Below are 22,853 nucleotides of genomic sequence, written 5' to 3' on the forward strand. Positions count from 1 at the left end.
CCGAAGCCGGGCCCCAAAAAGGCAGGGACGCGAGGCGTGCCTCGCGTCCCGGTCGTCACCCGTGCCTAGCGGCGCAGGCCGAGCCTTTCGATCAGGCTCCGATAACGGGCCTCGTCGCCCTTCTTGACGTAGTCAAGCAGGCTGCGGCGCGTGGAAACCATCTTGAGCAGGCCACGACGGGAATGGTTGTCCTTGTTGTGGCTCTTGAAGTGCTCGGTGAGGTTGGCGATGCGTTCCGAGAGGATCGCGACCTGGACCTCGGGAGAGCCGGTATCGCCCGGCTTGGTGGCGTATTCGGAGATGAGCGCAGCCTTGCGCTCTGGCGTGATCGACATCGGAAACGTCCTTTCGAAAAGAGGATTGACGACGCAATGCCCCGGGATGTCGTCCAGAGCATGCCATTTCGTCCGCGCGGGCGGACCCGGACGGACTGGCCGGCATATAGGCGATGAAGCGCCCGATTGCCAGTCAAATCTGCGCGCACAGGGCTTAAGCGGGGCTCGATCCGGCCTCTTCCTCGATCGCGCCATGGGGGGAATGGCTGGGGTCGAGCGCCTCGATGGGAATGTCGAAGCGCCACTCCATCCCATCGGTGTGGAGCGTGCGCGTCACCTCGGCGCCGAGCGCCGAACCCACCATGTTCTCGAGCACGGTCGTGCCGAAGCCACGCCTGTCGGGCCGCTCGGCTAGCGTGCCGACGCTCTCGCGCCAGACGAGGCTGACGATGTCGCCCGTCCGGTGCCAGGAGACGGCGAGCGTGCCGTCATCGCGCGAGAACGCGCCGTATTTGACCGCATTGGTCGCCATCTCATGGGCACCCATGCCGATGATCTGCGCGGCCTGCGTGTTAAGACGCACCGCGGGACCCGAAAGGCTGACCCGCTTGCCCTCGACCGGACAGAAGGGGTCGATCTGCCGGCTCAGCAATTCGTGCAGGTCCACCCCGATCATGCCATTGGCAAGCAGCAGATCGGTCGAGCGCGCGAGCCCGAAGATGCGCTTTTCGAAGTTCTGGACGAATTCGGGAACGTTGTCGGCGCCCTTGGCGGTCTGCTTGGCCATGGCCGCGATCACGGTCATCTGGTTCTTGGAGCGGTGGGCCAGTTCGCGCAGCAGGAATCGTACCTCCGTCTCGGCGGCCTGGCGCTGTTCGCCCGCTTCCGCGATCACGCCCGAAACCGTGTCGATCTCGGCGATCGGATAATGGTGGCGCGTCACCTTCTGTCCCGCGCCGAGGCGCTTGGCGTCATGGGCGAGCCCGCGCACCGAGCGGCCGATCCTGAGCCCCAGCCAGTAGCAGACGAGGATGACCGCGAGCGCAAGCAGGATCCCCCCGATCAGCAGCGAGGCGACCGCTTCATGAAGCGGGCGCTCGATCACCTCGCGCGGCGCCCAGGCAAAGAGCGTCCAGCCCGTCAGCGGCGAGCGCTGGATCACCGCGCGATAGGCGCGCCCGTCCCGCTCCACGATCCGCCAGCCAAAGCTCGTGGTGAGGTCTGTCGCACTGGCAAGCGCGAAGGTTTCGCCCGTCGTTCCCCCGTCAGGGGAGGCGGCGATCACCGTCGCGTCCGAATCGATCAGCACGACGTTCCAGCCATCGGGCAGCGCGCTTGAGAGCAGTGCAGTGGTCAGCTCGCCCGCATCCTGGTTGAGCGCGACCACATATTGCTCGCCCGCATCGTTTTCGACCGGCATCAGGATGTTGAAGACCCATTGGCGCGACACTGCGCCCAGCAACACATCCGACACCACCACCCCGTCCCGCTCGATCGCCGCCTGCGCCGATTGCGGGTCGGCGGTGCGCTGCGGCTGGGGCGGGAAGGGGACGCGGGTCGAAAGAATGGTGGTCAGCGTCTCGTCGAGAACGAAAAGGTTCGTTGTGGTGTTGCCGAGGGCCATCTGCACGCGGGTATAGAAGCCTTCGAGATTGCCATCGAGCAGGGAGGGCGTGGTCGCGAGGATCCTCAGCGTCGTGATGTTGGCGGTGATCTCGCGCTCCACCGCCTGCACGATCGATCGCGTCGTGCCGATGATGAGGCTCTCCACCACCCTTTCCTGCGCCTCGTTGTTGCGCTGAAGCAGGATCGCCGAAAAGGCGAAGGCCGGCAGCAGCGCCACGAGCACGAGGATGACGAGATAATGGGTGATCGGCCGGGGCGTCGGCAGGCGTCGCCGCGGGTTCGGCTCGGGTTCGGCTGTCGCGGTCATGTACGGTCCGGCTGGCGGCCCGACATGCGGGCGAAAGAGAAAAGGCTAGCGCGCAGGCCTGATTCGGCGAACCGCCCGGGTTCAGAAATCCGCGCGATTGGCGCGATTTGATGGCTTGCCTGCACTTTGCGTGCCTCCTTGTCGGAGAGGGCAACGACGCTCCCCGCCCTGCGGTTGCCGCTATCGCCCTTCAGGCAGGACACGATGGGGCGGCTGGTGGCCGTCCATGAAGGCGCGGATGTTGACGATGACCGTCTCGCCCATCTCGAGGCGCGTCTCGAGCGTCGCCGAGGCCATGTGCCCGGTCAGCACCACCCGGTCCTCGCGGGCCAGCGCGAGGAGACGCGGGTTGATCCCGGCCCTGTGCTCGAAGACATCGAGCGCCGCGCCCCTCAGATGCCCGCGCTCGATGCCTTCCACCAGCGCCTCCTCCTCGATCAGCTCGGGCCGGGAGACGTTGACCACCATCGCGCCCTTGCGCATCAGCGCGATCCGGCGCGCATCGAGGATGTGATGGGTGTCGCGGGTGAGGGGGGTGTGGAGGCTCACGATGTCGACCGCCCCCAGCATCGCGTCGAGATCGGCCCAGTGCGTCGCCTCGAGCCGCTCTTCAACCGAGGGCGGGCGGCGATGGCGCGAATAGTAATGGATCGCAAGCCCGAAGGCGCGCGCCCGGTGCGCCACCGCCGTGCCGATCCGGCCCATCCCGACGATCCCGAGCGCGCGCCCGCGCAGCCTCTGCCCCAGCATCGCGGTCGGCGACCAGCCCGCCCATTCGCCCTCTGCCAGGAGCCGGGTTGCGCCCTCCACGAGCCGCCGTGGCAGCGCCAGCATCAGCGTCATCGCCATGTCGGCGGTGTCCTCGGTGGGCACGCTCGGGGTATTGGTGACGGTCAGGCCCCGCCGATAGGCCGCCTCGACGTCGATATTGTCGATGCCATTGCCGAACTGCGCGATGAGCCGCACGCTTTGGGGCAGCCGCGCGATGAGATCGGCGTCGATCCGGTCGGTGATGGTGGGCACGAGCACGTCCCGCCCGCTGAGCCCATGAAGGATCGCTTCTGCTTCGAGCGGCGCATCTGACGGGTTGCGCGCGGTATCGAACAGGGCTTCCATGCGCTGCTCCACCGCCTCGGGCAGGCGGCGGGTAACGAAGATCGATGGCCGTCCGGCCGTCATTCTCGTTCCGTCTCCCGCGTCCCGCCCATCGCCGCCATAGTGATCCCTTCAGCGACCATTAAGGTCTCTGGCCTAGTGATAGAAAAAAAGTGCACGCGTTGAAAGTGATGATCGGCCCACTCCACGCCCATGTTCCGCGCGGCCTCCGCCGGCCCGGCCGGGCCGGTCTCAGGGCCTTTGTTGCGCTCGTGACGCTGCTCCTCGGGGTTGCGACGGCGACCCTTGCCTTCGCCCAGCCCACCGGCCTGCCGCTGCCGCGCTTCGTCACCACCCGCTCGAACCCCATCAATGTGCGCGTCGGCCCCGGCACGCGCTATGGCGTCGCCTGGGTCTATGTCCGCCCGGGCACGCCGGTCGAGGTCATTCAGGAGTTCGATACTTGGCGCAAGGTGCGCGATGTCGATGGCTCGGAAGGCTGGATCCACCAGAACCTGCTCTCGGGCAATCGCGCCGCCATCGTCGCGCCCTGGCGCGCAAGCGGGGAAACCGTGCCGCTCCTCGCCCGCGGGGACGAATCGGCGCCTGTCCGCGCTCATCTGCCGCCGGGCTTTCGCGTCGAGCTCTCCTCCTGCGACGGACGCTGGTGCGAGGTACGCGCCACCGATCATCCCGAAAGCGGGCGCGGGCGCACCTTTACCGGCATGCTCGCCCAGAGCGAGCTCTGGGGCGCCTATGTCAACGAGGTTTTCGACTGATCTCGAGCGCCGTCGGGGCGCCCGACCCTGACGCTCAGGCCTCGGGGTCCTGCCGCTTAACCCGCACCACCACGTCCACATGCGTCACCACCATGCCGTGCGGCGCATCGGGCAGGTTCTGGATGACGATGGAGCTCGAGGGAATGTCGACCACCCGCTGCTCGTCCTCGAGATAGAAATGATGGTGGTCCGAGGTATCGGTGTCGAAATAGGAGCGCGACGCGTCGATCGCCACTTCGCGCAAGAGGCCCGCCTGCTGGAACTGGTGCAGCGTATTGTAGATGGTCGCCAGCGACACGTTCACATCGGCGGCATTGGCTTCCCCATGCAGCTGCTCGGCGCTGATGTGCCGGTGCGATCCGGCGAACAGCAACTCGGCCAGCGCAACGCGCTGGCGCGTCGGGCGCAGGCCGGCCATCCGCAGCACGGCGGTGAGGCACGGCTTGCGCGAGGGGATGGGGCGGCTCGGCAGGGCGCGGTCGGGCATCAGGTCCTTGGTCCGTCTGGGGTCGTCGATTGGCCGCAACTTATAGCTTTGGCACGAGGCCCTTACAAGCTTTCCGGCCTGTAGCGGGGTGCCGCACCCCGCGCTCGGGCACCCATGCGCCGTATTGACCCCCCGCCGCGCCGTCTCTACACGGAATGTCCATCCCGCCGGGACCGCCGGTGCATGCGAAGAAAGGTTGCCCCATGGCAGATCGCCAGAACGCCTATGGCTATGAAGAATTGCTGGCCTGCGGGCGTGGCGAGTTGTTCGGCCCGGGCAATGCCAAATTGCCGCTGCCGCCCATGCTGATGTTCGACCGCATCACGCATATCGACGCCGATGGCGGCCCGCATGGCAAGGGGCAGGTGCGCGCCGAGCTCGATGTGAACCCCGACCTCTGGTTCTTCCAGTGCCATTTCGCGGGCGATCCGGTGATGCCGGGGTGCCTCGGGCTCGACGCGCTCTGGCAGATGACGGGATTTTTCCTGGGCTGGAGCGGATCGCCCGGCAAGGGCCGCGCGTTGGGCGGCGAGATCAAGTTCACCGGCCAGGTGACCAATGACGTCAAGCATGTCGAATACGGCATCGACATCAAGCGCGTCATGCGCTCGCGGCTGGTGCTGGGCCTTGCCGATGGCTGGCTCAAAGCCGACGGCAAGCAGATCTACGAGGCCCGCGATCTGCGCGTCGGCCTTTTTACCGACATCTAGTCGGTTAGAACGGTGCTGCAACAACAAGTGAGGCAGGCATGAGAAGAGTCGTGGTGACCGGCATGGGGATCGTCTCCTCGATCGGCAACAATCTGGCCGAGGTGACCGAGAGCCTGCGGGCCGCACGTTCGGGCATTTCCTTTGCCAAGGATTACGCCGATCTCAATTTCCGCTGCCAGGTCCATGGCGCTCCCAGCCTCGATCCGTTCGAGCTGCTCGACCGGCGCACCACCCGCTTCATGGGCAAGGGCGCAGCCTGGAACTACGTCGCCATGCAGGAGGCGATCGCCCAGGCCGGGCTCGAGGACGCCGACATCAAGAACCCGCGCACCGGCATCGTCATGGGCTCGGGCGGCCCGTCCACCCGCACCGTGGTCGAAGCCGCCGAGATCACCCGCGAAAAGGGCCCCAAGCGCATCGGCCCGCTCGCTGTTCCCAAGGCCATGAGCTCTACCGCCTCGGCGACGCTCGCCACGCCCTTCGGCATCCGGGGCATCAACTATTCGATCTCCTCGGCCTGCGCGACCTCCAAGCATTGCATCGGCAATGGCTACGAGCAGATCCAGATGGGCAAGCAGGACATCGTCTTTGCCGGCGGCCATGAGGATCTGGACTGGACCATGTCCAACCTCTTCGACGCCATGGGCGCCATGTCCTCCAATTTCAACGACACGCCCGAAAAGGCGTCCCGCGCCTATGACAAGGACCGCGATGGGTTCGTGATCGCCGGCGGGGCAGGGGTCCTCGTGCTCGAGGAACTCGAGCATGCCCGCGCCCGCGGCGCCACTATCCTTGCCGAGATCGTCGGTTATGGCGCGACCTCGGATGGCTACGACATGGTCGCCCCCTCGGGCGAAGGCGCCGAGCGCTGCATGCGTATCGCGCTCGAAAACGTCCGCGCCCCGGTCGACTACATCAATCCCCATGCCACCTCGACGCCGGTCGGGGACCGCAAGGAGATCGAGGCGCTCCGCGCCGTCTTCGGCAATGAGGACAAGTGCCCGCCGATCTCGGCGACCAAGTCGCTGACCGGCCACTCGCTGGGCGCCACGGGCGTTCAGGAATCGATCTATTCGATCCTGATGATGCGCGAGCGCTTCATCTGCGAAAGCGCCAATATCGAGACGCTCGACCCTGAATTCGAGGACATGCCGATCCTCCGGCAGCGCCGCGACAATGCCGATATCGGCATCGCGCTCTCCAATTCCTTCGGGTTCGGCGGCACCAACGCCACCCTCGTCTTCAAGCACCCGGACGCCTGAGCCTAATACCCGAGTTCGGTGAACTTCGCCCGTCGTCCGTCATAAAGGAGGAGCCGCCCCACCAGCGGCTCCCCCCCCCCGCTCAGGATCTTGATTGCCTCCATGGCCATCAGCGCGCCGATCACTCCGGTGACCGGGCCCATGATGCCCGTCACCTCGCAATCGGGCATGTCCGCATCCTCGAGCGCCTCGGGATAGAGCGCGGTGAAATCGGGGCCGTCCGGGCTGAAGACGGTCAATTGCCCGTCGAACATCGAGACCGCGCCCGAAACCAGCATTTTTCCCGCGGCCCGGGCCGCCTGCGCCACCGCCCGGCGGGTGCCGAGATTATCCGTGCCATCGAGCACGAGGTCGTAGTCTTTAATCAGCGGTTGAGCCGTTGCGGGCGACAGCCGCACCCTATGAGTCTCAATCCGCACCCCGGCATTGAGCGCCGCAGCGAACCTCGCCGCGCTCGCCACCTTGTCAGTGCCGATCCCCGCTTCGTCATGGATGATCTGGCGCTGCAGGTTCGAGAGCGCCACCTGGTCGTCATCGACAATGCCGAGCCGGCCGATCCCCGCTGCCGCAAGATAGGCGATGGCCGGGCTGCCGAGGCCGCCCGCACCCACCACCAGCACCGATCCCGCCTTCAGGGCCTGCTGGCCTGCCCCGCCGAACCCGCGAAGCACCAGCTGGCGCGCATAGCGCCGCGCTTCGCCGCCATCGAGCGGAGCCATGCTCATCGGCCGAGCGGGACCGCGAGGAACCGCCGGTCGGGACCCTCGAAACCGAATGGATAGACCGAAACGAGCGCCACCGCAGCCTCGAGCCCATAGGTCTGGTAGGGAATGACGACACCATAGAGCCGATAGGCCGTGGCGCAGCCGCGCGAAGCGGGCAGGTTCGCGCCATCCCGATGGAGTTCGCGCGCGCCATCCTCGCCGGTGATCGAAAGCGCGTAGCCCAGAGCAGGGGTTCCGAGAAAGGTCTCGCAATCGTGCGGAGACCCCGCCTCGAAGGTTTCGAGCGCGAGCCGATAGGTTTCCCCGACCGAGCCGGGCCCGGTAAAACCCGGAATGCCGAACTCGAGCGTCTCTCCGTCCTCGAGCGAGCCGTCCCCGAGCAGCGCCACGATCCGTGCCGGCGTCGTGATGTCGAGCTCGGCCAGCACCGGCCCCGCTGCCTGCCGCGCCTCTTCGCGTATCCTCTGCAGGTCGGCCATGGTCTGGGTGTCGATCTCGCTGTCGTCACGCGCCCGTACCGGCGTGCCGCTCACCCAGCGGTCCGCCGAAAGGTCGACGACGAACAGGTTCGTATAGGGAAAGCCCGAACCGTCCTGGATGCCGTATTCCTCAAAGGCGAAGTACCGTCCGTCCTCGGAATAGCCATGGATCTCGAGCAGCGCGCTGTCGCCCGCGAGCGCCGGCGCTGCAAGAAGCGCCGATCCGTAGAGGGCCGCGCTCACTAGCGCAAGCGCCCTAGCGCCCCGTCGAGCCGAACCCGCCAGTGCCGCGAAGGGTTTCATCGAGTGCCTCCCTCTGAACGAACCGTACCGGGCTCACCGGCGCCACCACGAGCTGCGCGATCCGCTCTCCGCGCCTGATCGCGAAAGCGGCCTCGCCCAGATTGACGAGGATCACCTGCACCTCGCCCCGATAGTCGCTGTCGATCGTGCCCGGCGCATTGAGCACCGTCACCCCATGCTTGAGCGCTAGGCCCGAACGCGGCCGCACCTGGCCCTCGAAGCCCCGAGGGATGGCGATGGCGATCCCGCAGGGGATCGCCGCGCGTTCGCCGGGCGCGAGCATGCGGGTTTCGCCCTCGGGCATCGCCGCGCGCAGATCGGCGCCGGCGGCCCCGGCGCTCTGGATCTCGGGCAGGTCGAGCCCCGCCCCATGGGGGAGGACGCAAAGCCCGATCTCGATCGGATCGGTCACCGGATCAATCCACCCGCACCACGGCATAGAGCGCTTCGGGCAGGTCCGCATCGCCCCCGATCAGGTCGAGCATGGGAATGACGATCTCGGCGCTGGTGCGATCCTCGGAAATCGTCAGATTGCTCTCCACGATCTCGGCGCCGCGCAGCGTCACGGTGATTGCCCGGCCTGCGAAGATCGCCTGCATCATCTGCATGGCTTCGGGGTCGGCCGCGTCCTCGGCACCCACTTCGCCCGCCATCTCGGCGGTCGGCAGGCTGACGCGTACCAGGTTCGGGCCCTCGAGGGTGAACCGCACGCCCTCCTCGGCTTCGCCCATGTCGAGTTCATCGAACGGGCCTTCGTCGACGAGCGTGCAGACCGCGCTGCCATCGGCACGCTCCTCGAGCGTCCCCTCGTCGCAGAAATTGAGTTCGGCGCCATCCTGCTCGGCGCCCATCTTCACCATGGCGTAGAATTCGGCGCCCATGGTCTGGCTCAGCGTGGCGCGGGCCTCGGTCGTGTTCAGCACCTCGATGTCCACCGAAGCGTCGATGCAGCCCGCCAGAAGCCCGACTGCCACCACCATGCCGGCCGCCCGGCCCAATCGCTGAAAATGCATCCCTCGCCTCCCGTTTCGCGCGCTCTTGCTGCCGGCCGGCAATCTAGACCACAGCGCCGCGCCTTGGGAACCGCTTTCGGCGTACCGATCGCGTGATCAGGTGAGGCTGGACCAGACCAGCGTGACGCAGGTCAGAACGACGATCCAGAAGCCGAGCCGCAGCAGCACCGGTCCCACGATCACCTGGCGCGCCGCATGCTCGGTCTCGATCTGCCCCAGCACCGTTTCGGCCCGTGCCACGAGGGCCGGCAGTCGCCCGATCGTCTCGGCGGCGACGGTGAACCCGTCTCGCGCATCCTCGATTCGCCCCAGGGGGCCCGCCTCGCGCCGCACCCAGTCCCCCACCACCGGTTCGGCGATGGTGAAGATGTCGAGTTCGGGGTCGAGCGAACGGGCCACCCCCTCGACCAGAACCATGGCCTTTTGCAGCATGACGAGTTCGGGGCGCGTCTGCATCTCGAAGAGCTCGGTCGTGGTGAAGAGCTGGCCCAGCACGTTCGCCATCGAGATGTCGCGCGCCGTCCGGCCCTGCAGCGGCTCCCCGATCGCGCGCAGCGCAAGCGCGAAATCGTCGACCGACTGCGTCCTCGGCACATAGCCGATCTCGAAATGACGAAGCGCGATCATCCGGTAGTCGCGCGAGATGAACCCATAGAGAATATCGGCGAGGAACCGCCGCTCGCGCCGGCTGATCCGCCCCATGATCCCGAAATCGACCGCGACAACATTGCCCGTCCGCGGGTCCGCAAAGAGATTGCCCGGATGCATGTCGGCGTGAAAGAACCCGTCCCGGATCGCGTGGCGGAGAAACGCCTGCAGAAGCTTGCGCGCCAGGTCCTTGCGGTTGAGCCCCGCCGCCTCGAGCGCCGCGAAATCGCGGATCGGGATACCGTCGACCCAGCTCGTCGTCAGCACCGTCTCGGCCGTGTGGTCCCAGCTCACCTCGGGAATGACGAAGCCCTCGTCATCCTTGATGTTCTCGGCAAATTCGGAGATCGCCGCCGCCTCGAGCCTCAGATCGAGCTCGAGCAGCGCGGAGCGCTCGAGCGTCTCGACGACATCGGTGGGCCTCAGCCTGCGCATGGAGGGCGCGAGGCCCTCGGCGAGCCGCGCCCCCGAATAATAGCTCTCGATGTCGGCAAGGAACCGCGCCTTGACGCCGGGCCGCAGGATCTTGACCGCGACGCGCCGCTTGCCGCCCGCCCCGTCCTCGAGCACCGCCCGGTGGACCTGCGCGATCGAGGCGGCCGCAATGGGCTCCGAGAGCGCCTTGAGCTCCGCCGCCCGTGGCCCGAGCGCGCCCTCGAGCAGCCCCGGCACGAGCGCGGCATCGAAGGGATCCATCGCATCCTGCAGCACGGCGAGGTCCGCCGCGACCTCATTGCCCACGATGTCGGGGCGCGTCGCCAGCGTCTGGCCGAATTTCACATAGGTCGGCCCGAGGCGCTTGAGCGCCCGCGTCAGGCGCTCGACCCGGCCGGTGCGCCTCACTTCTGGCCGCTCGATCAGCCGCCCGATGCGGATGCCGAGCCGCATCGGCGGCGGCATGATCGCGGGATCGAAGATCGAAAGCGCACCCTCGCGCGCCAGGATGTAGCCGGCGCGCGCCAGGCGGAAATAGGCGGCAATGCCCATGGGTCTAGAGTTTCCAGCCGCCGTGCAGCGCGGCGATGTTGCCCGAGAACGGGGTATGGGTGATGCGCCGGAAGCCGGCGGCTGCGATCATCTGGGAAAAGCGCGCCGGATCGGGGAATTTGCGGATCGACTCGACGAGATATTGATAGGGCTGCGCGTCCCCGGTCACCATCCGTCCCATGGGCGGGATCCCCCGGTCCGAAAACGTTCGGTAGAGCGCATCGAGCCCGGGCACGTCCACATGGCTGAATTCGAGGCAGAGAAAGCGCCCGCCGCGCCTCAGCACCCGGTGCGCCTCGCTGAGCGCCCGGTCGATCCTCGGCACGTTGCGGATGCCGAAGGCGATGGTATAGGCGTCAAAGCTCCCATCCTCGAAGGGCAGCGCCTCGGCATTGGCCTCGACGAACGAGACCTGGCCCGGAAAGCGCCATTTGCGCGCCCGCTCCGCGCCCACCCGCAGCATGTCCGTATTGATGTCCGAGACCACGACTTCGGCATAGCCAACCGAGGCGTTGATGATCCGTTCGGCGATGTCGCCCGTCCCGCCCGCCATGTCGAGCACGCGATAGGGACGGGTTCCGGTGCGCGGGGGCGCGAGCCTCGCGACCATCGCGTCCTTCCAGATCCGGTGCACGCCCGCGCTCATCAGATCGTTCATCAGGTCGTAGCGGTCCGCCACGGCATGGAACACGTCGTTGACGAGGCCCTGCTTGTCCTCGAGCGCCACTTCGCGCTCGCCGAAATGGGTCGTCTCGCGGGCTGTCGTCATGCTATTGCGGCTCCGCCTTGGCTGATTTGGCGGCACCATAGACCAGAGTGTCCGCCCTTTCCATGGCGCAAACCCCGATAGCGGCTGCGCGCCGCAGGTCCGAGGAGCCCCGCGCCGGTGCCCGAACTGCCCGAAGTCGAAACCGTGCGCCGCGGCCTCGCCCCGCATGTCGAAGGTGCCGAGATCCTCTCGGTCGCGCTCAACCGGGCCGATCTGCGTTTCCCGTTCCCGCCCGACTTTGCTGCGCGCCTCGCCGGGCGGCGGATCGAACGGATCGAACGGCGCGCCAAATATCTCCTCTTCCGCCTTTCGGGCGGGCTCACCTGGCTCGGCCATCTGGGCATGACGGGCAGTTTCGGCTTTGCCGATCGCCTGCTCGCCGAACCCACCCGCTATCGTCCTTCGGCGCCCGCCGGCCGGCACGAGCATGTCGTCGTCCAGCTCCGCCATCCGCGCGAGGGCCGCCTCGCCCTCGTCTATGCCGATCCGCGACGTTTCGGCTTCATGGATCTCTTGGAAGAAGACGAAAAGAGCCCCTATCTCGCCGGCCTCGGCCCAGAACCGCTCTCGAACGCCTTCAGCGCCGAAAGCCTCGCCGAGCGCTTTGCGGGCCGCCGGGGTCCGGTCAAGGCGGCGCTGCTTGACCAGCGGGTCGTTGCCGGGCTCGGCAATATCTATGTCTGCGAGGCGCTGCACCGCGCCCATATAAGGCCCGACTGTGCCGCTGGCGCGCTCGTGCTGAAATCGGGTCGCGCCGGGGCGCGGCTCGACCGGCTCGCCGATGGGGTCCGCACCGTGCTCGTCGAGGCCATCGAGGCCGGCGGTTCCACTCTGCGCGACTTCCGCCAGGCCGATGGCGGAGAGGGCTATTTCCAGCACCGCTTCGCCGTTTATGATCGCGAGGGCGAACCCTGCCCGACCCCGCTCTGCACCGGCACCGTCCGGCGCATCGTCCAGTCGGGCCGCTCGAGCTTTTTCTGCCCGGTCTGCCAGAAGGGGCCGTGAGCGGCCTCCCGCCGGTCCTGCCACAGCGAAAGCTGTTGACGGGGCAGGGCGGGCTCACTATAACGCGCCCAACTTGGCGGCCGGATTGCCGCCGATCTCATTTCATCTCCCGGCAGGCGGGGCGCAGGTCGCCCGGGTGCCGGTTGTCAGCGCCAAGAGGAATTTTCATGGCCAATACTCCTTCGGCAAAAAAGGCCACCCGCAAGATCGAGGCCCGCACGGCCGTCAACAAGTCCCGCCGTTCGCGCGTCCGCACCTTCGTGCGCCGCGTCGAGGAAGCGATCACCGCCGGTGATCACCAGGTCGCCTTCGAGGCGCTCCGTGCTGCCGAGCCCGAGCTGCACCGCGCAGCCCAGAAGGGCATCCTTCACGCCAATGTCGCCGCTCGCAAGGTGTCGCGCCTCAATAGCCGCGTGCGCGCTCTGCAGGCCTGATCGGGACGTCCGGTCCCTCCGGACGCACGCTTCCGACACGCTTTCGAAGGCCCCTCCGAGGGGCCTTTTTCTTTGTCCGCTTTTGCTGCGGCGAGGCGCCCCTCGTCAGCTCTCCATGACATCGGCGTGACGGCACTGTGGCAGCTATGTGACAGTGGGTGCGATTCCAGTCAGGCAAGCTGTCAAGCCTGTTTATGAAGCATTTTCAGAGGGTTGCGTCTGATGCACGCGTGTCATGCGAAAGAATCGTGTCTGTCCTTCTGGCGATGTGACCTCGCTCTCGGCGCCCTCGCGAAGTGATTCAGCAAGGAGTCACAAGCGCTTGCCGGACGGGGGTTTTCGGGGCCTGCGAGGGGGGGATTTCGGGCTCCAGAGTCAAGCCCCATTTTGAGCGAAATGCGCATTGCCTGCCCAAATCCTCCTGTCTAGAATGGCCTCGTCAGGTCAAGAAAAGCGGGGACAATTTCCGCCTCTGGGGCTTGATGGTGCGGCTTGCCGGCAGTGTCATGGCGCTCGCTCGAGTTGAAATAGGCTCGGGTGAAAGTCTTTGTCCGGTATCGTACCGAGCGTAATTGGGTAACAACAGTATCATCTTGCGTTTGCGTAAGAGATAGACTCATCCGGGGCCACTACGACCGGATCCATGAAAACAAAAGTCTGAAAAGGACGCCGGGCAACGGCGGCCAAGCAATGGGCGCGTCTCGCATGCGGGCCGCCCAAGGGTTTCGCAGTGCCTTTTGAGGGGGCTGCGCACAGGCGGCAAATGGGGCTGAACGAATGAACACAGGCGCTTTGGCAGGGCGAACGCATTGGGGGGAAACCCCCGCATCCACGGAAGAGGGCAAACGACAGCAGGCGGTGGCGGCAATGGGCGATGAGGGCAACGAAGGTTCGGAGAACGAGCTGTTCGCCAGGGTCCGTGCCAAGCTGAAGGTCGCCGTCGGCGAGGATGTGTTCAATTCCTGGTTCGCCCGGCTCGAGCTCGAGGAGATGGTCGAGGATCGCGCCCATCTCTCGGTGCCGACCCGTTTTCTCTGCTCGTGGATCCAGTCCAACTATTCCGAGCGCATCCTCGAGACCTTCCGGACCGAGAATGCCGCCATCGAGCGCCTGCACTTCACCGTGCGCGTCAATGGTCAGGCCCGTCCCCGGCTCGCGCCGGTTGCCGAAGCCGAGCCCCAGGCCGCGCCGGGCACCGTGCCCGCAGCGCCCGTCCGGTCGATCCGTGAGGCGGGGCTTCTGAAGGGCGACGCCCTCCATGGCAGCGCGCTCGATCCCAAGATGACCTTCGACAGCTTCGTGGTCGGCGCGCCCAATGAGATGGCGCTCGGCATTGCCCGGCAGGTCGCCGATGCGGCGGCCAACAACACGGTGAGCTTCAATCCGGTCTACATTCATTCGACCGTCGGGCTGGGCAAGTCGCACCTGCTCAACGCCATTGCCTGGGCCTCGGGCGCGGCGGATCCCGCGCGCAACATCGTCTATCTCACCGCCGACCATTTCATGTACCACTTCATCAATGCTGTGAAGGGCCAGTCCGCGCTCGCCTTCAAGGAGTGGCTGCGGCGGGTCGACGTGCTGCTGATCGATGACATGCAGTTCCTGCAGGGCAAGTCCGCGACCGAGTTCGGCCACACCATCGGCACGCTCCTCACCGGCGCCAAGCAGGTCGTTGTCGCCGGCGATGCGCCCCCGCGCGATCTCGAAATGCTCGATGAGCGCGTGCGTTCGCGCCTGTCGGGCGGGCTCGTCGTGCCCATCACCACCTTCGATGTGACGCTGCGGCGCTCCATCGTCGCCAAGCGCGCCGAACAGGCCGCGACCCGCTTCGGGGTGCAGTTCCCCGAGCAGGTGATCGATTACATCGCCCGGGTGGTCGTCAGCCATGGCCGCGATCTCGACGGGGCGGTCAACCGGCTCGTCGCGGCCAACCAGCTCACCCACGAGCCGATCACCGTGCCGCTCGCCGAGCGCACGCTGGCCGATCTGGTGCGCTCGCGCGAAGCCCGCCGCGTCCGCATCGAGGACATTCTTCGCGTCGTCTCGCGCCACTACAAGGTGCAGCGCAACGATCTGCTCTCCTCGCGCCGCTCGCGCGACGTGGTGCGGCCCCGCCAGATCGCCATGTATCTGGCCAAGGCCCTCACCTCCCGCTCCCTGCCCGAAATCGGCCGGCGCTTCGGCGGCCGCGACCACACCACGGTCCTCCATTCGGTCCGCAAGGTCGAGCAGATGATGAAGGACGATGGCGATCTCTGCCAGGACATCGAACTGCTCAAGCGCATGCTGGAGGAGTGAACCGCGGCCCGGCCCGTAGGGGCCGGGCAAAAACGCTCCTGCGGAGCGTTTTTAGCGGCGAACGCCCCGAGACCTATGGTCGAGGGGCCCGGGCGCCCTCCACCCCGACCCCGCAGGCCTTTCCGCCGGTCGGGGCATCGGCGTTCAAACCCCGCCCCCACCCCACGCCCCCCCTTCTCCCCTCGTGGGAGAAGGTGCCCCGAAGGGGCGGATGAGGGGGACCCCATCCCGCGTCCCTCCCCGGCATCGCCACCGGCCCCGCTGACCCTTCATCTGCTCAATCCCTCCCCCCGTCATTGCCGCGCCCGTCCCGGCAATCCGGCGGAGCCCCCGGATCATCGGCCCCCACCGCCCGCGACCCTCTGCCGCCGGTCCAAAACCCCATGTCCGCCCTTGCCTTTTGAGAGCCGAATTGCAAAGGTCGCGGCCCGCTTCGCGCCGGCCCCGATGCCGCCGCTGCAGGGCGGTTTAGGCAAGGGGACTGGGTTATGAAGATCACTCTGGAGCGCAACCATCTGCTCAAGTCGCTGGCGCACGTGCATCGCGTGGTCGAGCGGCGCAACACCTATCCGATCCTTGCCAACGTGCTGATCAAGGCCGCCGATGGTGCTCTCGACCTGCGCGCGACCGATCTCGACATCGAGATCACCGAAAGCGTGCCCGCCATGGTCGGCACTCCGGGCACCACCACCATCCCCGCGCACACCCTTTACGAGATCGTGCGCAAGCTCGCCGACGGCGCCGAAGTGCGCCTCGAGACCGAGGGCGCCGAGCAGATGCTGCTGACCTCGGGGCGCTCGCGCTTCCATCTGGCCTGCCTCTCGCCCGACAGCTTCCCCGATCTCAAATCCGGCAGCTTCACCCACAGCTTCTCCATGCCCGCCGCCAGTCTGCGCGAGCTCATCGAGCGCACCCAGTTCGCCATCTCCAATGAGGAGACGCGCTACTACCTCAACGGCATCTATTTCCACGCCCTCGAGGTCGATGGCGCGCCCGTCCTGCGCGCGGTTGCGACCGACGGGCACCGCATGGCCCGCGCCGAGGCCCCCGCGCCGTCGGGCGCCGAGGGCATGCCCGGGATCATCGTGCCCAAGAAGACCGTAGGCGAGGTCCAGAAACTGCTCGACGGCGCCGGCGACGGCGAGGTCAGCGTCGAGGTCTCCGACACCAAGATCCGCTTCACCCTGGGAAGCGTCGTGCTGCTCTCCAAGCTCATCGAAGGCACTTTCCCCGATTACGAGCGCGTCACCCCCAAGAACAACGACAAGCTGATGCTGGTCGACCGGGGCGCCTTCGCGACCGCCGTCGACCGCGTCTCCACCATTGCCTCGGACCGCGGCGGCAAGGCCGTGAAGCTTTCCCTGCGCGAAGGCCAGCTCGAGCTTTCCGTCACCAATCCCGACCACGGCACCGCAAGCGAGGAACTGGCCGTCGAGTTCGAGCCCGAAGGCTTCGAGATCGGCTTCAACGCCAAATATCTCCTCGACATCATCGCGCAGATCCGCACCGAGGGCGCGATCTTCCTGTTCAACGATGCCGGCTCCCCCACCCTCGTCAAGGAAGAGGGCGAGGCCCGCGCGCTCTACGTGCTCATGCCCATGCGGGTCTGAGCCGATCGCGCCCGCCCCTCAGATGAGCCGATGACACCCGCCCGCGTTCTCGTCCGGCTCCGCCTCAACGCCTTCCGCAACTACATGACCGCCGCGCTCGATCTGGGCCCGCGCCATCTGGTGCTGGTTGGGCCCAATGGCGCGGGCAAGACCAATCTGCTCGAGGCGATCTCGCTGCTCTCGCCGGGCCGCGGGCTGCGGCGCGCCGGCTTCGAAACCCTCGCCGCGCATGGCTCGGACGGCGCCTGGGCGGTGGCGGCGACGCTCGATACGCCCGATGGGCCCGTTGATCTCGGCACCGGCAGCGGTCCGGGGGAAACCGGCCGGCGCGTCCGCATCAACGGCGCCAATGCCCGCGCCGTCGAGGCGCTTTCGGCCTATCTGCGCATCCTCTGGATCACCCCGGCCATGGATGGGCTCTTCACTGGTCCCGCCGCCGAACGCCGGCGCTTTCTCGACCGGCTGGTCACCACCCTCATTCCCGATCACTCCGCAAGCGTGGGGGAATTCGAAAAGCTCATGCGCCAGCGCAACCGGCTTCTCGAGGAGGACGGGGATCCCCTCTGGCTCGGCGCGATCGAGGGGCAGATGGCCGAGCGCGCCAGCGCCATTCATTTCGCGCGTGCCGATTGCCTTGCCCATCTCCAGGGGCTCATCGCCGAGACCCTCGGAGCGGGAGCCTTCCCCGCGGCCGGCCTCGCACTCACCCAGCTCTTTGAGGACATGGCGGTGCCCGAGGCGCCCGACGCGCTCGAGGCGCTGCTGCGCATGCGCTGGCAGCAGGACCGGGCGCTGGACCGAGCTGCCGGCCGCACGCTCCTCGGCCCGCATCGCATCGATTTCGAGGTCGTCCACGCCCAGAAGAACATGCCCGCCGCCCTCGGCTCCACCGGCGAGCAGAAGGCGCTGCTGATCGGGCTCGTCCTCGCCCATGCCCGGCTCGTGCGGCAGATGACCGGCATCGCGCCCTTCCTGCTCCTCGACGAGATCGCCGCCCATCTCGATCCCGCCCGCCGCGCGGCGCTCTTTGATGCGCTCGAGGGTCTCGGCACCCAGGCCTTCATGACCGGCACCGATCCGGTACTGTTTGCCGCGCTCGGGGCGCGCGCCCAGACCATCGCCGTGCGCGACGGACGCTTCCTTGCGGAGCCCTGAGGCCCCGCCAACCCTTGCTTTCGGGGCAAAAAACCCCATTTGTCTTGGGTATGAGGGCCCGATCCGATAGACCTTGGAGCGTGGAATTCCCTATGATTCGGGCACGATGAGCACACCAGAACCAGTCGATCCTTCCGAATATGGCGCCGACAGCATCAAGGTCCTCAAGGGCCTCGATGCCGTTCGCAAGCGCCCCGGCATGTATATCGGGGACACCGATGACGGCTCGGGCCTGCACCATATGGTCTACGAGGTCGTCGACAACGCCATCGACGAGGCGCTGGCCGGCCATGCCGATCTGGTCACCGTAACCCTCAATGCCGATGGCTCGGTCACCGTCACCGACAATGGTCGCGGCATTCCCACCGCCATCCACAAGGGCGAGGGCGTCTCGGCAGCCGAAGTCATCATGACCCAGCTCCATGCCGGCGGGAAGTTCGACCAGAATTCCTACAAGGTCTCGGGCGGGCTTCACGGGGTCGGCGTCTCGGTCGTCAATGCGCTCTCGGTCTGGCTCAAGCTGCGCATCAGGCGCGAGGGCAAGCTGCACGAGATCGCCTTCTCCCATGGCGTGGCCGATGGCCCGCTGCGGGTCGTCGCCGAAGCGCCGGGGCGTTCGGGCACCGAAGTCACCTTCATGCCCTCCACCGACACGTTCACGATGATCGAGTTCGACTTCAAGACGCTCGAGCATCGCCTGCGCGAACTGGCCTTCCTCAATTCGGGCGTGCGCATCATCCTGCGCGACAACCGTCATCCCGAGCCGGTCGAGGTCGAGCTCTTCTACGAAGGCGGCCTCGAGGCCTTCGTGCGCTATCTGGACAAGGCCAAGTCGCCACTTCTGGATGCGCCCATCGCCCTCATTGCCGAAAAGGACGGGATCACCGTCGAGATCGCGCTCTGGTGGAACGACAGCTATCACGAGAACGTGCTGTGCTTCACCAACAACATCCCCCAGCGCGATGGCGGTACGCATCTGGCCGGCCTGCGCGCGGCTCTCACCCGGCAGGTCACCGCCTATGCCGACCAGAGCGGCATCGCCAAGCGCGAAAAAGTGTCCGTCACCGGCGATGACACCCGCGAAGGGCTGACCTGCGTGCTCTCGGTCAAGGTGCCCGATCCCAAATTCTCCTCCCAGACCAAGGACAAGCTGGTCTCCTCGGAGGTTCGTCCCGTCGTCGAGAACGTCGTCAACGACAAGCTCAGCCAGTGGTTCGAGGAGCATCCGGCCGAGGCCCGCACCGTCGTCGGCAAGGTCGCCGAGGCCGCTGCAGCCCGCGAGGCGGCCCGCAAGGCGCGCGAACTCACGCGGCGCAAATCGGCCCTCGAGATTTCCTCGCTGCCCGGCAAGCTCGCCGATTGCCAGGAAAAGGACCCAGCCAAGTCCGAGATCTTCATCGTCGAGGGGGATTCGGCAGGCGGTTCGGCCAAGCAGGGCCGCGACCGGGCAAGCCAGGCCGTGCTGCCCCTGCGCGGCAAGATCCTCAATGTCGAGCGCGCGCGTTTCGACCGCATGTTGGGCTCGGACCAGGTGGGCACGCTCATCATGGCGCTCGGCACCGGCATCGGGCGCGAAGAGTTCAACATCGACAAGCTGCGCTATCACAAGATCATCATCATGACGGACGCCGATGTCGACGGCGCCCATATCCGCACGCTGCTGCTCACCTTCTTTTACCGGCAGATGCGCGAGCTCATCGATCGCGGGCACATCTATATCGCCCAGCCGCCCCTCTATAAGATCAAGCGCGGTTCCTCCGAGCAGTACCTCAAGGACGAGCGCTCGCTCGAGGATTACCTGATCGACACTGGTGTCGAGGATGCCGTCCTCACCACCAGTGCCGGCTCGAGCCATGCCGGCGCCGATCTTCTCGCCATCGTGCGCCAGGCACGCGACATCGTGGGCGCCATCGGCAATCTCAACACCCGCTACAACCGCTCGCTCGTCGAGCAGGCGGCCATCGTCGGCGGGCTCGATCCCGAAGCCCTGCTCGATCCCGAGCGCGCCGAAACCGTCGTCCAGCGCATCTCCGACCGGCTCGACCGGGTTTCCGACGAGGTCGAGCGCGGCTGGCAGGGCATGCTCGATGGGGAAGGGGGGCTGCGCGTCACCCGCACCGTGCGCGGCGTCACCGAGGGTCACGCGATCGATGCGGGGCTTCTGGGCAGCGCCGACGCGCGCAAGCTCCGCCAGATCGCGACGCGTCTCGATGATCTCTATGGCGGGGTCGCGACCCTCACCCGCAAGGACCAGAGCTACGATATCTTCGGTCCCTCCTCGCTCTTTGCCACCATCACCGGCATCGGGCGCAAGGGCATCTCGCTGCAGCGCTATAAGGGGCTCGGCGAGATGAACCCCGACCAGCTCTGGGAAACGACCCTCGACCCCAATGCGCGGACGCTCCTCCAGGTGCAGATCAAGGAGAGCGACGACAATGACAAGCTCTTCTCCGAACTCATGGGCGACCTCGTCGAGCCGCGCCGCGAATTCATTCAGGACAACGCGCTGAGCGTCGCCAATCTTGACGTTTGATTAAGGCTTTGCGGGCTTGCCCGCGTCCAGTGTCACCGGTGGGCAACAGAGGGCGTACCAACGTGCTAAGCCCACATAAACCGGCCACATTTAGCCTCGATAGGGCTATTCGGGCCGGAGCGCGAAAGGGCATGTGATCCTCTCGTGCCGCCGGTGGAGATCGGTGCCGTCCTGCCCCCACGGGGGCGCCCGGCGCCGGCCGGATCCCGTCACCTCATTTGCCAGGGCATCGCGATGGATTTCAACATTTCCCCGGACGATCGTGTGGGTGGTGGACCATCGCGCGGCAAGGCTGCGCCCGGCCGGCCGAAAAAGCCCAAAAAGGGCGAACGGCTCGAGCCGCAGCTTGCCATGAGCCCTTATGCCGACGAGGACGAAAAGCCCCGTCGCAAGCCCAAGCGCACCAGGAAGGAGCGCCGCCGCCGCGGCTTCTCGCTCGGGGGCATCTTCATCACCCTCGTGCATTGGGGCTTCGTTGCCTCGATCTGGGGTGGCGTCGTCGTCGCCGGCATCGTCGTCTACTATGCCGCGCAGATGCCGGGCGCCGAAAGCTGGGCCGTGCCCGAGCGTCCCGCCAACATCCGCATCGTTTCGGCCGATGGCCAGCTGATCTCCAATCGCGGCCAGATGGGCGGCGAGGCGGTCTCCTATCGCGAACTGCCCCATTACGTCCCCGCCGCCGTCCTTTCGATCGAGGACAAGCGCTTCATGAGCCATTTCGGCGTCGATCCGATCGGCATCGTCGCAGCGGCGCTCGACAACCTCAATGAAGGCCGGGTCGCGCGCGGTGGCTCAACCATCACCCAGCAGCTCGCCAAGAATCTCTTCCTCACCCCCGACCAGACCCTTGGCCGCAAGGTGCAGGAGGCGCTGCTCGCCCTCTGGCTCGAGCAGAACTACTCCAAGGAACAGATCCTCGAGCTCTACCTCAACCGCGTCTATTTCGGCGCCGGAGCCTACGGCATCGAGGCGGCCGCGCAGCGCTATTTCGGCAAGTCCGCGCGCAATCTGGCACTTGGGGAAGCTGCGATCCTCGCCGGCGTCCTGCAGGCGCCGAGCCGGCTCGCCCCCACCTCCAATCCCGAAGGCGCGGCGGCCCGCGCGCGGGTCGTCCTCAACGAAATGGCTGCCGAAGGCTATATCTCCCGCGAAGAGGCCCAGGCCGCCGCGATCGATCCGGACCGGCGCATCCGCACCCGCGTCGCGGGCGCCGAATACTACGTCGCCGACTGGGTCGAGAGCCTGATGACCGCTTATCTCGGCGAGGTGAAGGAAGACGTAATCGTCTCCACCACCATCGACTGGGACCTGCAAAAGCATGCCGAGTTCGTCGTGCGCGAGATGGTCGCCAAGGAAGGCTCCAATCGCGGCTTCACCCAGGGCGCGCTCGTCGCCATGGAAGTCGATGGCACCGTGCGCGCGCTGGTCGGGGGCACCGACTACGCCCAGAGCCAGTTCAACCGCGCCGTCACCTCGCGCCGCCAGCCGGGTTCGGCCTTCAAGCCCTTCGTTTATCTCGCCGCCATGGAAAAGGGGTACACCCCCGACACCATCGCCGAGGACGCGCCTTTTACCTATGAGGGCTGGAGCCCCGAAAACGCCTCCCGCCGCTATGTCGGCCCGGTCACCCTGCGCGACGGCCTCGCTTATTCGATGAACACCATTGCCGGGCGGCTCGCCATCGATGTCACCCCGCAGGTCGTCATCGACACCGCCCAGCGCCTCGGCATCTCGACCCCCATGCTCGCCGTGCCGTCCATCGCGCTCGGCACCTCTGAGGTGTCGCTGCTCGAGCTCACTGCCGCCTACGCGCCCTTCGCCAATGGCGGCAATGGCGTCATTGCCAATGTCATCACCCGCATCCAGGCCGCCGATGATGGCGAAATCCTCTACGAGGCCAGCCAGGCCGGCCCGGGCCAGGTCATCTCCTCGGAAGTCGTGGGCGAGATGAACGACATGATGGTCACGGCCCTCGAGGTCGGCACCGGCAAGGGCGCGAGCCTCAATGGCTGGCCGATCGCCGGCAAGACCGGCACCAGCCAGAATGCGCGCGACGCGGTGTTCGTTGGCTACAGCGCCCGCATGGTCACCGGCGTCTGGCTCGGCAATGACGACAATTCCGCCACCACGCTCTCGGGCGGCAACGTGCCGGTCGACATCTGGTCGCAGTTCATGACCAAGGCCCATGAGGGCATGACGGTCGCCGAACTGCCGGGCAGCTATACCCGCATGGCCGAGATGCCGCAGGACATCTACCAGCAGCCGGTCCAGCAGCAGCCCGTGCGCGAAACCCGCACCATCGTCGATCTGATCGGGGATCTCTTCGGGGGGCGCTGAGCCGGTCGCCGTTTCC

General features: G+C 66.8%; 20 protein-coding genes. 10 read left to right on the top strand and 10 right to left on the bottom strand.

What is annotated here, in order from left to right:
• Positions 1 to 65: 65 nt before the first annotated feature.
• The 3 genes from rpsO to EMQ25_RS13065 all read right to left on the bottom strand — a co-directional run bounded on the left by rpsO (position 66) and on the right by EMQ25_RS13065 (position 3,387).
• Positions 66 to 335, bottom strand: coding sequence for a 30S ribosomal protein S15 (gene rpsO / locus EMQ25_RS13055; protein WP_127189019.1), 270 nt, complete (start codon positions 333 to 335; stop codon positions 66 to 68).
• A 154-nt stretch (positions 336 to 489) separates the two neighbouring features.
• Positions 490 to 2,208, bottom strand: a complete 1,719-nt coding sequence (locus EMQ25_RS13060; RefSeq protein ID WP_127189020.1) for a sensor histidine kinase — start codon at positions 2,206 to 2,208, stop codon at positions 490 to 492.
• A gap of 180 nt (positions 2,209 to 2,388) precedes the next feature.
• Complete coding sequence (locus EMQ25_RS13065) at positions 2,389 to 3,387, bottom strand: 2-hydroxyacid dehydrogenase (RefSeq protein ID WP_127189021.1); 999 nt, start codon at positions 3,385 to 3,387, stop codon at positions 2,389 to 2,391.
• A gap of 107 nt (positions 3,388 to 3,494) precedes the next feature.
• Here EMQ25_RS13065 and EMQ25_RS13070 point away from each other — a divergent pair, with 107 nt between their 5' ends.
• Positions 3,495 to 4,082: an SH3 domain-containing protein gene (locus EMQ25_RS13070; RefSeq protein ID WP_127189209.1), complete on the top strand. Its 588-nt coding sequence runs from the start codon at positions 3,495 to 3,497 to the stop codon at positions 4,080 to 4,082.
• A gap of 34 nt (positions 4,083 to 4,116) precedes the next feature.
• On the opposite strand, the gene irrA is transcribed toward EMQ25_RS13070, so the two are convergent.
• Entirely contained in the window at positions 4,117 to 4,569 is a 453-nt protein-coding gene (gene irrA / locus EMQ25_RS13075; protein ID WP_127189022.1) for an iron response transcriptional regulator IrrA, read from the bottom strand.
• Positions 4,570 to 4,772: 203 nt separating this feature from the next.
• Here irrA and fabA point away from each other — a divergent pair, with 203 nt between their 5' ends.
• Positions 4,773 to 5,279 (top strand): 3-hydroxyacyl-[acyl-carrier-protein] dehydratase FabA, encoded by a 507-nt coding sequence (gene fabA, locus EMQ25_RS13080; RefSeq protein ID WP_127189023.1) that lies wholly within the window; start codon positions 4,773 to 4,775, stop codon positions 5,277 to 5,279.
• Positions 5,280 to 5,317: 38 nt separating this feature from the next.
• The gene (gene fabB / locus EMQ25_RS13085) at positions 5,318 to 6,541 is read left to right on the top strand and encodes a beta-ketoacyl-ACP synthase I (RefSeq protein ID WP_127189024.1); all 1,224 of its coding nucleotides are present in this window, start codon (positions 5,318 to 5,320) and stop codon (positions 6,539 to 6,541) included.
• A 2-nt stretch (positions 6,542 to 6,543) separates the two neighbouring features.
• On the opposite strand, the gene moeB is transcribed toward fabB, so the two are convergent.
• The 6 genes from moeB to ubiE all read right to left on the bottom strand — a co-directional run bounded on the left by moeB (position 6,544) and on the right by ubiE (position 11,465).
• Positions 6,544 to 7,266, bottom strand: a complete 723-nt coding sequence (gene moeB / locus EMQ25_RS13090; RefSeq protein ID WP_127189025.1) for a molybdopterin-synthase adenylyltransferase MoeB — start codon at positions 7,264 to 7,266, stop codon at positions 6,544 to 6,546.
• On the bottom strand, positions 7,263 to 8,048 hold the full coding sequence (locus EMQ25_RS13095; protein ID WP_127189026.1) for a DUF2259 domain-containing protein: 786 nt from the start codon (positions 8,046 to 8,048) through the stop codon (positions 7,263 to 7,265). Before EMQ25_RS13095 ends, moeB begins: the two co-directional genes overlap by 4 nt.
• Positions 8,002 to 8,487: a dUTP diphosphatase gene (gene dut, locus EMQ25_RS13100; protein ID WP_127189027.1), complete on the bottom strand. Its 486-nt coding sequence runs from the start codon at positions 8,485 to 8,487 to the stop codon at positions 8,002 to 8,004. The genes EMQ25_RS13095 and dut overlap by 47 nt, the downstream gene beginning before the upstream one ends.
• Positions 8,465 to 9,061 carry a hypothetical protein gene (locus EMQ25_RS13105; protein ID WP_127189028.1) on the bottom strand — a complete coding sequence of 199 codons (597 nt, stop codon included), beginning with the start codon at positions 9,059 to 9,061 and terminating at the stop codon, positions 8,465 to 8,467. Before EMQ25_RS13105 ends, dut begins: the two co-directional genes overlap by 23 nt.
• A gap of 96 nt (positions 9,062 to 9,157) precedes the next feature.
• Positions 9,158 to 10,696, bottom strand: a complete 1,539-nt coding sequence (gene ubiB / locus EMQ25_RS13110) for a 2-polyprenylphenol 6-hydroxylase (RefSeq protein WP_127189029.1) — start codon at positions 10,694 to 10,696, stop codon at positions 9,158 to 9,160.
• 4 nt (positions 10,697 to 10,700) lie between these two features.
• Positions 10,701 to 11,465, bottom strand: a complete 765-nt coding sequence (gene ubiE / locus EMQ25_RS13115; RefSeq protein WP_127189030.1) for a bifunctional demethylmenaquinone methyltransferase/2-methoxy-6-polyprenyl-1,4-benzoquinol methylase UbiE — start codon at positions 11,463 to 11,465, stop codon at positions 10,701 to 10,703.
• Positions 11,466 to 11,582: 117 nt separating this feature from the next.
• Between ubiE and mutM the strand changes: the two genes are divergently transcribed.
• From mutM to EMQ25_RS13150, 7 genes are all read left to right on the top strand, one after another.
• A complete protein-coding gene (mutM, locus tag EMQ25_RS13120) occupies positions 11,583 to 12,470 on the top strand; it encodes a bifunctional DNA-formamidopyrimidine glycosylase/DNA-(apurinic or apyrimidinic site) lyase (RefSeq protein ID WP_127189031.1) in 888 nt (295 codons plus the stop codon).
• A 167-nt stretch (positions 12,471 to 12,637) separates the two neighbouring features.
• Complete coding sequence (rpsT, locus tag EMQ25_RS13125) at positions 12,638 to 12,904, top strand: 30S ribosomal protein S20 (RefSeq protein ID WP_127189032.1); 267 nt, start codon at positions 12,638 to 12,640, stop codon at positions 12,902 to 12,904.
• 867 nt (positions 12,905 to 13,771) lie between these two features.
• Positions 13,772 to 15,202, top strand: coding sequence for a chromosomal replication initiator protein DnaA (gene dnaA / locus EMQ25_RS13130; RefSeq protein ID WP_244606582.1), 1,431 nt, complete (start codon positions 13,772 to 13,774; stop codon positions 15,200 to 15,202).
• A 488-nt stretch (positions 15,203 to 15,690) separates the two neighbouring features.
• Complete coding sequence (gene dnaN, locus EMQ25_RS13135) at positions 15,691 to 16,812, top strand: DNA polymerase III subunit beta (protein WP_127189034.1); 1,122 nt, start codon at positions 15,691 to 15,693, stop codon at positions 16,810 to 16,812.
• 30 nt (positions 16,813 to 16,842) lie between these two features.
• Entirely contained in the window at positions 16,843 to 17,967 is a 1,125-nt protein-coding gene (gene recF, locus EMQ25_RS13140; RefSeq protein WP_127189035.1) for a DNA replication/repair protein RecF, read from the top strand.
• A 106-nt stretch (positions 17,968 to 18,073) separates the two neighbouring features.
• Positions 18,074 to 20,500, top strand: coding sequence for a DNA topoisomerase (ATP-hydrolyzing) subunit B (gene gyrB / locus EMQ25_RS13145; RefSeq protein WP_127189036.1), 2,427 nt, complete (start codon positions 18,074 to 18,076; stop codon positions 20,498 to 20,500).
• A 234-nt stretch (positions 20,501 to 20,734) separates the two neighbouring features.
• On the top strand, positions 20,735 to 22,837 hold the full coding sequence (locus EMQ25_RS13150) for a transglycosylase domain-containing protein (protein WP_127189037.1): 2,103 nt from the start codon (positions 20,735 to 20,737) through the stop codon (positions 22,835 to 22,837).
• Positions 22,838 to 22,853: the final 16 nt, after the last annotated feature.

The organism is Arsenicitalea aurantiaca (genome assembly GCF_003994485.1).
Classification (GTDB): Bacteria; Pseudomonadota; Alphaproteobacteria; order Rhizobiales; family Devosiaceae; genus Arsenicitalea; species Arsenicitalea aurantiaca.

Excerpts from the sequence above, each read along its gene's own strand:
- EMQ25_RS13095 (WP_127189026.1), bottom strand. The coding sequence starts at position 8,048 with ATGAAACCCTTCGCGGCACTGGCGGGTTCGGCTCGACGGGGCGCTAGG.
- dnaA (WP_244606582.1), top strand. The coding sequence starts at position 13,772 with ATGGGCGATGAGGGCAACGAAGGTTCGGAGAACGAGCTGTTCGCCAGG.
- irrA (WP_127189022.1), bottom strand. The coding sequence starts at position 4,569 with ATGCCCGACCGCGCCCTGCCGAGCCGCCCCATCCCCTCGCGCAAGCCG.
- EMQ25_RS13065 (WP_127189021.1), bottom strand. The coding sequence starts at position 3,387 with ATGACGGCCGGACGGCCATCGATCTTCGTTACCCGCCGCCTGCCCGAG.
- EMQ25_RS13105 (WP_127189028.1), bottom strand. The coding sequence starts at position 9,061 with ATGCATTTTCAGCGATTGGGCCGGGCGGCCGGCATGGTGGTGGCAGTC.
- fabB (WP_127189024.1), top strand. The coding sequence starts at position 5,318 with ATGAGAAGAGTCGTGGTGACCGGCATGGGGATCGTCTCCTCGATCGGC.
- ubiE (WP_127189030.1), bottom strand. The coding sequence starts at position 11,465 with ATGACGACAGCCCGCGAGACGACCCATTTCGGCGAGCGCGAAGTGGCG.
- dnaN (WP_127189034.1), top strand. The coding sequence starts at position 15,691 with ATGAAGATCACTCTGGAGCGCAACCATCTGCTCAAGTCGCTGGCGCAC.
- fabA (WP_127189023.1), top strand. The coding sequence starts at position 4,773 with ATGGCAGATCGCCAGAACGCCTATGGCTATGAAGAATTGCTGGCCTGC.
- ubiB (WP_127189029.1), bottom strand. The coding sequence starts at position 10,696 with ATGGGCATTGCCGCCTATTTCCGCCTGGCGCGCGCCGGCTACATCCTG.
- rpsO (WP_127189019.1), bottom strand. The coding sequence starts at position 335 with ATGTCGATCACGCCAGAGCGCAAGGCTGCGCTCATCTCCGAATACGCC.
- recF (WP_127189035.1), top strand. The coding sequence starts at position 16,843 with ATGACACCCGCCCGCGTTCTCGTCCGGCTCCGCCTCAACGCCTTCCGC.
- EMQ25_RS13150 (WP_127189037.1), top strand. The coding sequence starts at position 20,735 with ATGGATTTCAACATTTCCCCGGACGATCGTGTGGGTGGTGGACCATCG.
- rpsT (WP_127189032.1), top strand. The coding sequence starts at position 12,638 with ATGGCCAATACTCCTTCGGCAAAAAAGGCCACCCGCAAGATCGAGGCC.
- EMQ25_RS13070 (WP_127189209.1), top strand. The coding sequence starts at position 3,495 with ATGATCGGCCCACTCCACGCCCATGTTCCGCGCGGCCTCCGCCGGCCC.
- gyrB (WP_127189036.1), top strand. The coding sequence starts at position 18,074 with ATGAGCACACCAGAACCAGTCGATCCTTCCGAATATGGCGCCGACAGC.
- dut (WP_127189027.1), bottom strand. The coding sequence starts at position 8,487 with ATGCCGTGGTGCGGGTGGATTGATCCGGTGACCGATCCGATCGAGATC.
- moeB (WP_127189025.1), bottom strand. The coding sequence starts at position 7,266 with ATGAGCATGGCTCCGCTCGATGGCGGCGAAGCGCGGCGCTATGCGCGC.
- EMQ25_RS13060 (WP_127189020.1), bottom strand. The coding sequence starts at position 2,208 with ATGACCGCGACAGCCGAACCCGAGCCGAACCCGCGGCGACGCCTGCCG.